Origin of the sequence: Mesorhizobium sp. M1A.F.Ca.ET.072.01.1.1, from assembly GCF_004023325.1 — a bacterium.
GTDB lineage: Bacteria > Pseudomonadota > Alphaproteobacteria > Rhizobiales > Rhizobiaceae > Mesorhizobium.
Map to the genome: position 1 here is coordinate 21,393 of NZ_RZSF01000038.1, position 11,929 is coordinate 33,321.

General features: G+C 65.3%; 7 protein-coding genes. 1 reads left to right on the plus strand and 6 read right to left on the minus strand.

The features are described from left to right. Positions 1–15: 15 nt before the first annotated feature. Positions 16–2,337: a PAS domain-containing sensor histidine kinase gene (locus tag EOA32_RS08485; protein WP_128371463.1), complete on the plus strand. Its 2,322-nt coding sequence runs from the start codon at positions 16–18 to the stop codon at positions 2,335–2,337. A gap of 48 nt (positions 2,338–2,385) precedes the next feature. On the opposite strand, the gene EOA32_RS08490 is transcribed toward EOA32_RS08485, so the two are convergent. The 6 genes from EOA32_RS08490 to EOA32_RS08515 all read right to left on the minus strand — a co-directional run. Then, a complete protein-coding gene (locus EOA32_RS08490; protein WP_189407007.1) occupies positions 2,386–5,364 on the minus strand; it encodes a bifunctional [glutamine synthetase] adenylyltransferase/[glutamine synthetase]-adenylyl-L-tyrosine phosphorylase in 2,979 nt (992 codons plus the stop codon). After that, a complete protein-coding gene (locus tag EOA32_RS08495) occupies positions 5,364–6,839 on the minus strand; it encodes a HAMP domain-containing sensor histidine kinase (protein ID WP_128371465.1) in 1,476 nt (491 codons plus the stop codon). The genes EOA32_RS08490 and EOA32_RS08495 overlap by 1 nt, the downstream gene beginning before the upstream one ends. Before the next feature lie 96 nt (positions 6,840–6,935). Further along, complete coding sequence (locus tag EOA32_RS08500; protein ID WP_066997584.1) at positions 6,936–7,610, minus strand: response regulator transcription factor; 675 nt, start codon at positions 7,608–7,610, stop codon at positions 6,936–6,938. A gap of 356 nt (positions 7,611–7,966) precedes the next feature. Next, positions 7,967–9,511, minus strand: coding sequence for a Do family serine endopeptidase (locus tag EOA32_RS08505; RefSeq protein ID WP_095823709.1), 1,545 nt, complete (start codon positions 9,509–9,511; stop codon positions 7,967–7,969). A 120-nt stretch (positions 9,512–9,631) separates the two neighbouring features. Next, positions 9,632–10,093 (minus strand): cytochrome c-type biogenesis protein, encoded by a 462-nt coding sequence (locus EOA32_RS08510; protein ID WP_128371466.1) that lies wholly within the window; start codon positions 10,091–10,093, stop codon positions 9,632–9,634. Further along, on the minus strand, positions 10,090–11,929 hold a 1,840-nt coding region (locus tag EOA32_RS08515; RefSeq protein ID WP_145971277.1), incomplete at its 5' end, for a heme lyase CcmF/NrfE family subunit. The genes EOA32_RS08515 and EOA32_RS08510, both read right to left, overlap by 4 nt.

An 11,929-nucleotide genomic window follows, 5' to 3' on the forward strand; every position in this document is an offset into this window, starting at 1 on the left:
CGGGGAGTGCCATTTATGGCCAAGACGGACGCGTGGGGCGCGCCCGGAGGGAGAGCTTTTGCGCGTCGCGAGGCAAGGAGCGGCGGGCCTGCCGGCAATGCGCGTCTGATCGCCGAACCCGCCTACCAGCGGCTGCTGGCGGCGGAACCGCTGCTGCGCCGCTCCATCCCCGCACTGATCATCATCTTCCTGATCGTCATCGCCGCACTGCGCTTCCTGTCGCTGGTGAACGACCGCGACGAGGTCGAACGCGACGCCAAGTCGGTGCTGGCGTTAGCCGCCGGCCAGATGGCACAGGCGATTGCGGCCGACCCGAACGCAGCCGGCGTGAATGCGACGGACCTTCTGGAGAAGACCAGCCGCCAGGGCGCCATGGGCCGCAGCCACGTGCTGGCCATCACCGACGGCGCTTTCAAGATCCTCGCGGTATCGCCATTGTCGACCGGCTGGCAGGGACGCTCGCTGGACAGCCTCGTGCTCGGCGGCCAGCCGCTGTTCATGTTCGGCGACCGCGCCGGCGTTATGGATGTCAGCATCGGCGGCAAGGACTGGTTCGCCGCCGTCAGCCTCACCGGCGACCGCAACAACGCCGCGGCGGTGCTGGTGCCCAAGGAGGCGGTGTTCGACAGCTGGCGCAAGACGGTGTCGCTCAACGTCACGTTGTTCGTGCTGACGGCCGGCGTGCTGATCGTCATCCTTTACGCCTATTTCGGCCAGGCGGCGCGCGCCCAGGCGGCCGACCGCATCTATCTCGAAGCGCATCAGCGCATCGACATGGCGCTGGTGCGCGGCCGCTGCGGGTTGTGGGACTGGGACATGGTGCGCGGCAAGATGTACTGGTCGCGCTCGATGTACGACATGCTAGGCTACGAGCCTTGCGACACAATGCTGTCCTTCGGCGAGGTCGACGAGATCATCCATCCCGACGACGGCGACCTCTTCGAGCTCGCCAACCGCATCGTCGAGCGCGAGATCGACCATATCGACCAGGTGTTCCGCATGCGCCACGCCGACGGCCAATGGGTGTGGATGCGCGCCCGCGCCCAGGTGATCGACCCGGAAGCGCCCGAGATCCAGCTGATCGGCATCGCCGTCGACGTCACCGAGCAGCGGCATCTCGCGCTGCGCTCGGAAGCGGCGGACATGCGGCTGCGCACGGCGATCGAGAACATCAACGAATCCTTCGTGCTATGGGATGCCGCCGAACGGCTGATCATGTGCAACTCCAAATTCCAGCAGGACAACGGGCTCTCGGACCGCGACGTGATGCCGGGCGCAACCCGCGACATGCTGGAGGAGCGCATGCTCGCCTTCGCCTCGGAGCGCAGGCTGGCCAACGCCAACGGGCCGCATGGCGGTGTGACGCTGGAGCGCCAGCTCGCCGACGGACGCTGGCTGCAGGTCAACGAGCTCAGGACCAGAGACGGCGGCATCGTCTCGGTCGGCTCCGACATCACCCAGATCAAGCTGCATCAGGAAAAGCTGGTCGACAGCGAGCGCCGCCTGATGGCGACCATCCACGATCTTAGCCTCGCCCGCCGGGCCGAGGAGGAACGCGCCAAGGAGCTTGTCGAGCTCAATCGCAAATACATGAAGGAAACCGAGCGCGCCGAGGCCGCCAACCGGGCGAAGTCCGAATTCCTCGCCAATATGTCGCATGAACTGCGCACACCGCTCAACGCCATAATCGGCTTCTCCGAGCTGATGCAGCAAGGCCTGTTCGGACCGCTGGGTTCCGAGCGCTACGAGGAATATGCCAGCGACATCAACGGCAGCGGCAAATACCTGCTCGGCGTCATCAACGACATTCTAGACATGTCGAAGATCGAGGCCGGCCAGTTCTCGCTTGACCGCGAGGAAATCGACCTCTGCCCGCTGATCAGGGAAACGGTTCGCGTCATCTCGCTGCAGGCGGCGGAGAAGTCGATCACGGTAGAGACGCGCATCGCCGATGCGATGCGGCTCTACGCCGACCGCCGCGCGATCAAGCAGATCGCAATCAATCTGCTCTCCAACGCGGTGAAGTTCACCGGACAGGGCGGCAAGATCACGGTCAGGGCGCGCAGCGCCTCAGGCGCGCTGGTGCTCACCATCGAGGACAATGGCTGCGGCATCCCGAAGCAGGCGCTGAGCAAGCTCGGGCGGCCGTTCGAGCAGGTGCAGAACCAGTTCTCCAAGAACCACACCGGTTCCGGCCTGGGCCTCGCCATCTCGCGTTCGCTCGCCGAACTGCAGGGGGGCGCGCTGAAGATTCGCTCGACCGAAGGTATCGGCACCATCGTGTCGGTGCGCATCCCGCTGAAGAAGGCGCCGCCCATGGTCAAGGTGGCGGCTTAGCTGGCGCGCTGAAATTCGAAACGCCGGCGCCAAGGAATGACGCGTGGATTAACCTCGCGAGATCGACGCTCCCGCGCGAAGCAGAAGCTCGAAATCCTTCCGAACCTTTCGCGACGTCTCCTTGAGATGCGCTTCGAGCACGCCGAAATCCGGCAGGTCGGTGGCCGCCAGAAGCAGATCAGAAAGCCCCGGCGGAACATCGTCGCGCTGGAACTCGCCGGTAAGGCAGAGCCTGATCATCTGGGTCAGCGCGAGATAGAGCCTCCAGGCCTCGCAAAGCTCCTGCCGAACATCAGGCGCCGCGTAACCGGGGGCCAGCCGCGCCAGCACTTCCGCCGTCGCGGTTGCCCGCCTGCCAGCCTCGACCGCGCCGGTGATGACCGCGACCTGGGCGATGAATTCAAGGTCGATCAGGCCGCCGGGGATCAGTTTGATGTCCCAGAGATCGCGCGGCGGCTTTTCCGTGTCGATCAGCGCCCGCATCTCGGAGGCATCCGCCTTCACCTTGGCGCCGTCGCGCGGCTGGGCGAGAACCGCCGCAACCTCGTCCTCGACCTCGGCGCGAAGCGCTGCGTCACCGCCGATGGCGCGTGCTCGTGCCAGCGCCATATGCTCCCAGGTCCAGGCATCCTGCCGCTGATATTTCTTATAGGCGTCGACATGGGTGGCGACTGGCCCCTTGTTGCCGGAGGGGCGCAAGCGAAGGTCGAGCTCATACAGGACGCCTTCGGCCGTCGGCGCCGAGACGGCGGCGATCAGCCGCTGCGTCATGCGGGTGTAGTAGTGTGAGGGCGCCAGCGGCTTCTCGCCATCGGAGTCTTCCGCATCCGCATCGTGGTCATAAAGCAGGATCAGATCGACATCCGAGCCGGCAGTGAGCTCGCGGCTGCCCAGCTTGCCCATGCCAAGCAGCGCGACCCTGCCCCCGGCAATCCTGCCATGGCGCAACGCGAACTCGGCGATGACTGCGTTGAGCGCCGCTTCAATCGTGAGGTCGGCCAGGTCCGAGAAGGCGCGACCGGCGCGCCCGGGATCGATGGAGCCTGCAAGCAGCCGCACGCCGATCAGGAATTTCTGCTCGGAGGCGAAGATGCGCAGCCGGTCAAGCACATCCTCATAGGCTCGGTCTCCCTCGATGAAAGCCGCAAGCCGCGCGGAGAGATAGGCACGGTCGGGCAGTTCCGCGAGCAACGCCGGATCGAGCAGACCGTCGAACACATGCGGGCGGCGCGTGATGATGGCGGCGAGCCGCGGGGCGGCGCCCATGATCGTCGCCATCAGCTTGAGCAGTGCCGGATTGGACTGCAAAAGCGAGAAGAGCTGGATGCCAGCCGGCAGCCCCGCGAGAAACTCGTCGAAGCGGATCAGCCCCTCGTCGGCGCGGCGCGTCTGGCCGAAGGCTTTCAGCAGCGCCGGCGTTAGTTCCGTCAGCCGCTCGCGCGCTTCCGCCGACTGGGTGACGCGGTATCGGCCGAAATGCCAGCCGCGGATGACGCGGCAGATGTCGCTCGGCCGCTGAAAGCCCAGGCGATGCAAGGTCTGCAGCGTGTCGGGATCGTCGACATCACCGGTGAAGACCAGATTGCCGACGCCGGCCGACAGTTCGGGTGCCGTCTCGAACAGCGCCGCATAATGGCGTTCGACCTGCTGCAGCGAGGCGCGGAAAGCTTCCGCGAATTCCGCCTCGCCGGTGAAGCCGAGCATCAGCGCAATACGCTCCAGCTCCTCGTCCTCTTCCGGCAGGACATGCGTCTGCTCGTCGGCCACCATCTGGACGGCATGCTCGACACGGCGCAGGAACCAGTATTGCCGGGTGAGCGCATCGCGCGCATCGGCGGTGATCCAGCCGCGCACGGCGAGCGCGTCCAGCATCGGCACCGTTTCGCGGCCGCGCAGCTCCGGGAAGCGGCCGCCGGCAATCAGCTGCTGCGTCTGGACGAAGAACTCGATCTCGCGGATGCCGCCGCGGCCGAGCTTGACGTTGTGGCCTTTCACCGCGATCTCGCCGTGACCCTTGTGGGCATGGATCTGGCGCTTGATCGAATGGACGTCGGCGATCGCGGCGTAGTCCATGTATTTCCGCCAGACATAGGGCTGCAATTCCTTGAGGAAGGCCGAGCCCGCGGCAAGGTCTCCGGCCACTGGCCGCGCCTTGATCATGGCGGCGCGCTCCCAGTTCTGGCCGCGGGCCTCGTAGTAACGAAGCGCCGCCTCGACCGGGATCGCCAGCGGGGTCGAGCCGGGATCGGGGCGCAGCCTCAGATCGGTGCGGAAGACATAGCCATGCTCCGTGCGGTCCTGCAGGATGCGCACGAGACGGCGGGTGAGGCGCGAGAACAGCTCCGTCGCATCGAGCGGATCGACCACCGCCGGCGCCTCCGGATCGAAGAAGACGACGAGGTCTATGTCGGAGGAAAAATTCAGCTCATGCGCGCCGAGCTTGCCCATGCCGAGCACAATCCAGCCCGAGCCGCGCGCCGGGTCTTCCGGATGGGGCAGCTTGAGCTTGCCCTGCCCGTGCGCGTCGAGCAGCAGGAAATCGACGGCGGCGCGTGTGCAAGCATCCGCCAGGTCGCTCAGACGGCGCACCGTCAGCGCGGTTTCGGCCTCGCCGGACAGATCGGCCAGCGCGATCAGGAAATGCGCTTCGACCTTGAACTGCCTGAGTTCCATCATCAGGCTCGATTCCGAAACATTGTCGGCCCGCGCAGCGCGATCGACCGCCTCGCCGATCTCGTTGAGACGCGCTTCGATCGTCTGGTCGAACAGCGTGTCGAGAATGGCCGGCCGGCGGCGGGCCGTATCACGCAGGAACGGCGACAGGTCGAAGATGGCGGCGAGCAATTCCTGCAGTGCTCCCTTGCCGGCGAGGAACGCGGCCAGACGCGGAAGGCCGTCTTGCTCGGCCGCGTCGGCGATCTCGGACAATTCCCGCCGGGCATGGTCGCCGCCGAGCGGGCGAAGCGCCAGCGTCGGTTGGAGTTGCCATTCCGTGTCGATCTTCTTTTTTGCCATCCTGGCCGCCATCAATGCGTCTCCCGGGCCGGGAAACTCATGACTACGGACAATCCGGGATTGGCGGGCAGAAGATCAAGCCTGCCGTTATGGAAAGTCATGATCGCCTTGGCGAGGCTAAGGCCCAGACCCGAGCCGGGCTGCGAACGGCTCTTCTCCAGCCGCACGAAACGCTCGGTGACCCTGGCGCGGTCGGCATCGTCGGGAATGCCAAGGCCATTGTCGGAAACGGCGAGCTTGACCTCGCCGCCGATGCGCTCCAGCGTGACGCGCACTTTCGGGCTCTCGGCGGCGCCGGTCGAGTATTTGATGGCGTTGTCGACGATGTTCGACAGTGCCTGGCCGATCAGCTCGCGATTGCCGTTGATGGTCACCGCTTCCGGCACCGCGGTTTCCAGCATGACGCCCGCCTCTTCCGCCACCGGCTCGTAGAGCTCGACGACATCGCTCACCGTGGCGGCGAGGTCGACCGGGCCGGTTGTCTCGGAGGAATAGCCGGCCTCCAGCCGCGAGATCATCAGGATGGCGTTGAAGGTCTTGATGAGCTGGTCGGACTCGGCGATCGTTCCCTCCAGCGCCTGACGGTAGTCCGTCGTCTTGCGCTTGCCGGCAAGGGTGGCTTCGGCGCGGTTGCGCAGCCTGGTCAGTGGCGTCTTCAGGTCGTGAGCGATGTTGTCGGAGACCTGCTTCAGCCCCTCGTTCAGCATGGCGATACGGGCAAGCATCGTGTTGAGGTTTTCGGACAGGCGGTCGAATTCGTCACCGGCGCCGGTCACCGGCAGCCGTCCGCTAAGATCGCCGCCCATGATGCGGCGGCTTGCGTCGGAGACGCTGTCGATGCGTTTCAGCGCGGCGCGCCCGACGAAGAACCAGATCAAGAGGCCGCCGAGCCCCATCATGCCTAGCGCCAACATCAGCGCGCGGCGGATGACGGCGCGGAAGCGCTCGGGCTCGCCAAGATCGCGCCCGACCAGCAAGATCATCTGATTGGGCAGTCGCAGCACCAGCGCGATAGCGTTGTGGCCTTCCTCGCCTTCCGACCGAGCGCTGCTGTCGCCCGGGGACGGCGGGCTCTGATCGGTGCCGCCGCCACGCAATCGGTCGAGTTCGCCCTCACCGAAGCGATGGTACGAAAAGGGCTCCGTCGTCCAGCCCTCGGTTTCGATGATTCCCGGCTCCAGGCTCTGCACATTGCCGGTCAGGATCTGGCCGTTGGCGTCGGCGATCAGATAGAGGTTGGCGCCAGGCTGGCGCGAGCGGGCTTCAACCACGCGCACCAGCAACGGCAGGCCGCCATTTTTGTATGCGCGAGCCAAGCCGAGGATCTCGTCATTGATCGTGTCCTGGGTCTGCGCCGTCAGCATGCGCGCCGAGAGCGACGTCATGTAAAAGACGAGCAGCACGGCGCAGAGCGCGAAAAGCAGAAGGTAAAGCGCCGAGAGCCGGGCCGCCGTCGTCTTCATGATGGCCGGCAGGGAAAGAGCCATGTGCGCCTAGATCAGGATGACGATTGGCTGCACGGTAACCCCTTGTTGCAGCATCTTTTCCGAAACGTTCCCTGACTTTCGGTTTGGGATCATGCTCTAGCCGCCTTTCAGCATGTAGCCGGCGCCGCGGATGGTGTGCAGGATCGGTTTGTCGAAACCCTTTTCGATCTTGCCGCGCAGGCGCGAGACATGAACGTCGATGACGTTGGTCTGCGGATCGAAATGATAGTCCCAGACATTTTCCAGCAGCATGGTGCGCGTCACCACCTGGCCGGCGTGGCGCATCAGATATTCCAGCAGGCGGAACTCGCGCGGCTGCAGCGTGATCTCGCGGCCGGCGCGCTTGACCGAATGCGACAGACGGTCGAGCTCGAGATCGCCGACGCGGTAGACGGTCTCGGTTTCCCGGGCGCCGGCGCGACGGTTCAACACCTCGACGCGGGCAAGCAATTCGGAAAAAGCGTAGGGTTTGGTGAGATAATCGTCGCCGCCGGCGCGCAGCCCGGTGACGCGGTCGTCGACCTCGCCCAGCGCCGACAGGATCAGCACCGGCGTGGTGTTGCCGCGCGAGCGGAGCGCTGCGATCACCGACAGCCCGTCGCGGCGCGGCATCATGCGGTCGACCACCATCACGTCATAGTCGCCGGCGTCGGCAAGCGCGAAGCCGGTCTCGCCGTCCCCGGCGACATGGGCGGTGTGGCCCGCCTCGGCGAAGGCTTTCTGCAGGTAGTCCGCAGCCTCGCGGTCGTCTTCCATGACGAGAATCTTCATGGAGCCGTTATACGCGATTTCACTGGAAGGTTGAGGGGCAGCCATGACTCAGCGCCTTTGCGTTCGCCAGCCGCATGTCGTGATCCCAGACCGGTACCCAGTTGCGGGCACCGTGCTTGGCAAGCGGCAGCGGGTGATGGGAAACCCGCTGCCGCAGGAGCGAAACACGGTGACTGACTGACGTGCTCGGCCCCATGTTTTCCCGGCGGCGGCTCGGGGGTGTTGAAACCGCCGCAAGGAAAAGTCGCTGAGCAATTCCAGGAAAGGCGTGAAGCGGATTTCCGTCCGGAATTGCGTCAAACAGGGAGTTAGAGCGGTTCTGCGTTCTCGAGGAGCGATTGAACCGCTCTCTCAGATCAGCCCTTGCCGACCGGCAGCGCGACGAAGCGGTTGCTATCGTCGCGGGTGATCTGCATCAGCACGGCCTTGCGGCCCGACTTGGAGGCATCGGTCATGGCCTTGGAAACGTCGTCGGTAGTGTTCACCTCGTTCGAATTGATCGAGGTGATGACGTCGCCGGGCTGGATGCCGCGGTCGGCCGCATCGCTGTCCGGATCGACATCGGTGACCACCAGGCCCTTGCCGTTTTCCGACTTGGTGACGGTGAGGCCGAGATCGGCAAGCGTATCGGCCTTGGCGGGAGCCGCCTGCTTGTTGCCGTCTTCGTTCGAGGCCTGCTTGTCGCTCGAAGGCAGTGTGCCGAGGTCCACCTTGACCGTCTCGTTCTTGCCGTTGCGCCAGACAGTGACATCAACCGACTTGCCCGGCGCATAAGCGCCGATCATGCGGGCGAGTTCCTTCGGCGAGGCGACGTCCTTGCCGTCGACCTGGGTGATGACATCGCCGGCGACGATGCCTGCCTTCTTGCCGGGACCAGCGTCCTGCGCGCTCGAAACCAGCGCGCCCTTGTCCGACTTCAGGCCGAGCGACTCGGCGATGTCGGAGGTGACCGGCTGGATCTCGACGCCGAGCCAGCCGCGCTGGACGGAGCCGTTCTTCATCAGGTCTTCGACCACCTGCTTGGCGGTCGAGGCCGGAATGTCGAAGGCGATGCCGACACTGCCGCCCGACGGCGAGAAGATGGCGGTGTTGATGCCGATCACCTGGCCGTTGAGGTTGAAGGTCGGACCGCCCGAATTGCCGCGGTTGACCGAGGCGTCGATCTGGATGAAGTCGTCGTAGGGGCCGGCGCCGATGTCGCGGCCGCGGGCCGAAACGATGCCTGCGGTGACGGTGCCGCCGAGGCCGAACGGGTTACCGACCGCGACGACCCAATCGCCGATGCGGATCTTGGAGTCGTCGGCGAAGTCGACATAGGTGAACTTGCCGCCGCCATCGACCTTCAGCACGGCGAGGTCGGTGCGCGGATCGGTGCCGATCAGCTTGGCGTCGAGCTCCTTGCCGTCATTGGTGACGACGGTGAAGTCGGAGCCTTCCGAAACCACGTGATTGTTGGTGACGAGGTAGCCGTCCTCGGAAATGAAAAAGCCCGAACCTTGAGCCACGGGGCGCGGCTCGCCATTGCCGTGGTTGCGGTGATTGAAGCGGGGCATGCCGAACTGGCCGCCCTGATCGCCGAAGCCGCGGAACTCCTTGAAGAAGCGGCGCAGCTGCGGATTGTCGGGCAGGTTGTCGAAGCCGTTCTGATCGTCGGAGCCGTCATCGGCCGTCGGCTGGATCTTGGCCTTCACCTTGACGCTCACCACCGCCGGCGAGACGCGCTCGACGACGTCGGCGAAGCTCGGAACCTGCGGAGCCTCGACACGCACAGCATCGGCCAGCACGGGCGCAGTGCCGGTGGCAAGCGCGCCTGCGCCGACCGCACCAATGACGGCCAGGGACGCGACAGCCGCCATCAGGCGCTTGCGGGTGCTTGAATATGAATCGGGGGCAATATTCATGGGTCTCGTTTCCTCTTTCGAAGTGGATGCGCTCAGGAGAGCATCCTCGGAAAAGAGACTTAGTGAGGCGCACATTACGGCGCCATTTCCGATATATGAAAATTTCGTAATGTTGGCGCTTTAATCGCGCAGCAGCTTGTCCAGCGCCGCCTGTTCCTCGGCGCTGAGCGTGCTGCCCGGCGCGCGGCGTGAACGGGTGCTGAGCACGATGAAGATGCCGCCGGCCAGAAGCAAAAGCGCCGGGGTGCCCCACAAAAGCGCGTTGCGCAGGCTGAAGCGTGGCTTCAAGAGAACGAACTCGCCGTAGCGCGACACGATGTAATCCATCACCTGCTGGTCGGTATCGCCTGCGACGAGGCGCTGGCGCACGAGGATGCGCAGGTCGCGGGCCAGATCGGCGTCGGATTCGTCGATCGACTGGTTCTGGCAAACCATGCAGCGCAGGCCTTCGGAAAGCGCGCGTGCGCGAGCCTCCAGCGCCGGATCGGGCAGCACCTCATCGGGCTTCACCGCCTGTGCCGCGCCAGCGAAGACCAACGCCAGCAGGAGGATCAGCGGGGCGAGCGAAAACTTCGCTTTCATGTCGGGCTCGCGGGCAAGGCAGCGGCGGCCGGCTTGCGGCGCCTCGCCGGGGCGCCAACGCGCAGGCGCCGGTCGAGCAGCGACATGGCGGCGCCCGCCATCATCACCAGTCCGCCGCCCCAGATCAGCGTCACCAACGGTTTCCACCACAGGCGCACGACGACCGAGCCGTCCTTGCCCTCATCGCCGAGCGACAGATAGAGCTGGCTCAAACCCAGCGTCCTGATGCCGGACTCGGTCGTTACCGTCTGCCGCACCGGATAGAAGCGTTTAGCCGAGGTGATCTCGCCATCGGCGTTGCCATCGGCGCCAATCAGCAGGAAGCGGCCGCGCTCCTCAGTGAAGTTTGGGCCTTTCTGAGGAAACAGTCCTTCGAAGCGCAGCGTGTGGCCGGAAAGTTCCACCGTCTCGCCGGCGCGCATGGTAAGAATCTTCTCGGTGCCGAACGAAAGCGTGCCGACGATGCCGAGCAAGGTGAGCCCGAGGCCGAGATGGGCAAGCGCGGTGCCGAAGACCGAGCGCGGCAGGCCGGCAAAGCGTCTCAGCATGACGGCCGGCGCCACCGAGCCGATGCCCGACTTGACGGCAAGGTCGGTCAGCGCGCCGGCAACAAGCCAGACGGCGAGGCCGACGCCAAGCGCAGCGAAGACCGAGGCGCCATCGACGAACAGGCCGGTGACCAGCATCGCGGCGATCGCCAGCCCGAAGGCCGCCATCAGGCGCTGCGAGGCGGCAAGGACGTCGCCGCGCTTCCAGGCAAGCAGCGGACCGAACGGCACTATGGCGAGCAGCGGCAGCATCAGCGGGCCGAAGGTCAGGTCGAAGAAGGGCGCGCCGACCGAAATCTTGCCGCCGGTGATGGCCTCAAGCGCCAGCGGGTATAGCGTGCCGACGAGCACCGTCGCGGTCGCCGTGGTCAGGAACAGATTGTTGAGCACGAGCGCGCCTTCGCGCGAGATCGGCTGGAACAGGCCACCTGCGGTCAGGGTGGAAGCGCGCAGCGCAAACAGCGCCAACGAGCCGCCGATGAACAGCGTCAGGATGCAGAGGATAAAGACGCCACGCGCCGGATCGGTGGCGAAGGCATGCACGGAAGTCAGCACGCCAGAGCGGACAAGAAAGGTGCCGAGCAGCGACAGCGAGAAGGTGAGAATGGCAAGCAGCAGCGTCCAGATCTTCAGCGCCGAGCGCTTTTCCATGACGATTGCCGAATGGAGGAGCGCCGTGCCGGCCAGCCAGGGCATGAAGGAGGCGTTCTCGACCGGGTCCCAGAACCAGAAGCCGCCCCAGCCAAGCTCGTAATAGGCCCAGTAGGAGCCCATGGCGATGCCGCCGGTCAAAAACATCCAGGCGACCAGCGTCCAGGGCCGCACCCAGCGCGCCCAGGAGGCGTCGATGCGGCCTTCGATCAGGGCTGCGACCGAGAAGGAGAAGCAGATCGAGAAACCGACGTAGCCGAGATAGAGCAGCGGCGGATGGATGGCGAGACCGAGGTCCTGCAGGATCGGGTTGAGATCGCGGCCCTCGATCGGCGCCGGGTTCAGCCGGATGAAGGGATTGGACGTCGCCAGGATAAACAGGAAGAAGGCGGCGCCGATCATGCCCTGCACGGCCAGAACATTGGCTTTGAGCGTCGCCGGCAAGTTGGAACCGAAGACAGCGACGAGCGCGCCGAAGAAGGTCAGGATCAGCACCCAGAGCAGCATCGAGCCTTCGTGGTTTCCCCAGGTGCCGGTGATCTTGTAGATCATCGGCTGCAGCGAATGGGAGTTTTCCCAAACGCTCGCCACCGAGAAATCGGAGCCGGCATAGGCGGTGGCAAGAGCGGTGAAGGAC

What these genes read in the sequence shown, in the direction of transcription:
- EOA32_RS08485 (WP_128371463.1), top strand. Translation starts at nt 16, where the DNA reads ATGGCCAAGACGGACGCGTGGGGCGCGCCCGGAGGGAGAGCTTTTGCG.
- EOA32_RS08490 (WP_189407007.1), bottom strand. Translation starts at nt 5,364, where the DNA reads ATGGCGGCCAGGATGGCAAAAAAGAAGATCGACACGGAATGGCAACTC.
- EOA32_RS08495 (WP_128371465.1), bottom strand. Translation starts at nt 6,839, where the DNA reads ATGGCTCTTTCCCTGCCGGCCATCATGAAGACGACGGCGGCCCGGCTC.
- EOA32_RS08500 (WP_066997584.1), bottom strand. Translation starts at nt 7,610, where the DNA reads ATGAAGATTCTCGTCATGGAAGACGACCGCGAGGCTGCGGACTACCTG.
- EOA32_RS08505 (WP_095823709.1), bottom strand. Translation starts at nt 9,511, where the DNA reads ATGAATATTGCCCCCGATTCATATTCAAGCACCCGCAAGCGCCTGATG.
- EOA32_RS08510 (WP_128371466.1), bottom strand. Translation starts at nt 10,093, where the DNA reads ATGAAAGCGAAGTTTTCGCTCGCCCCGCTGATCCTCCTGCTGGCGTTG.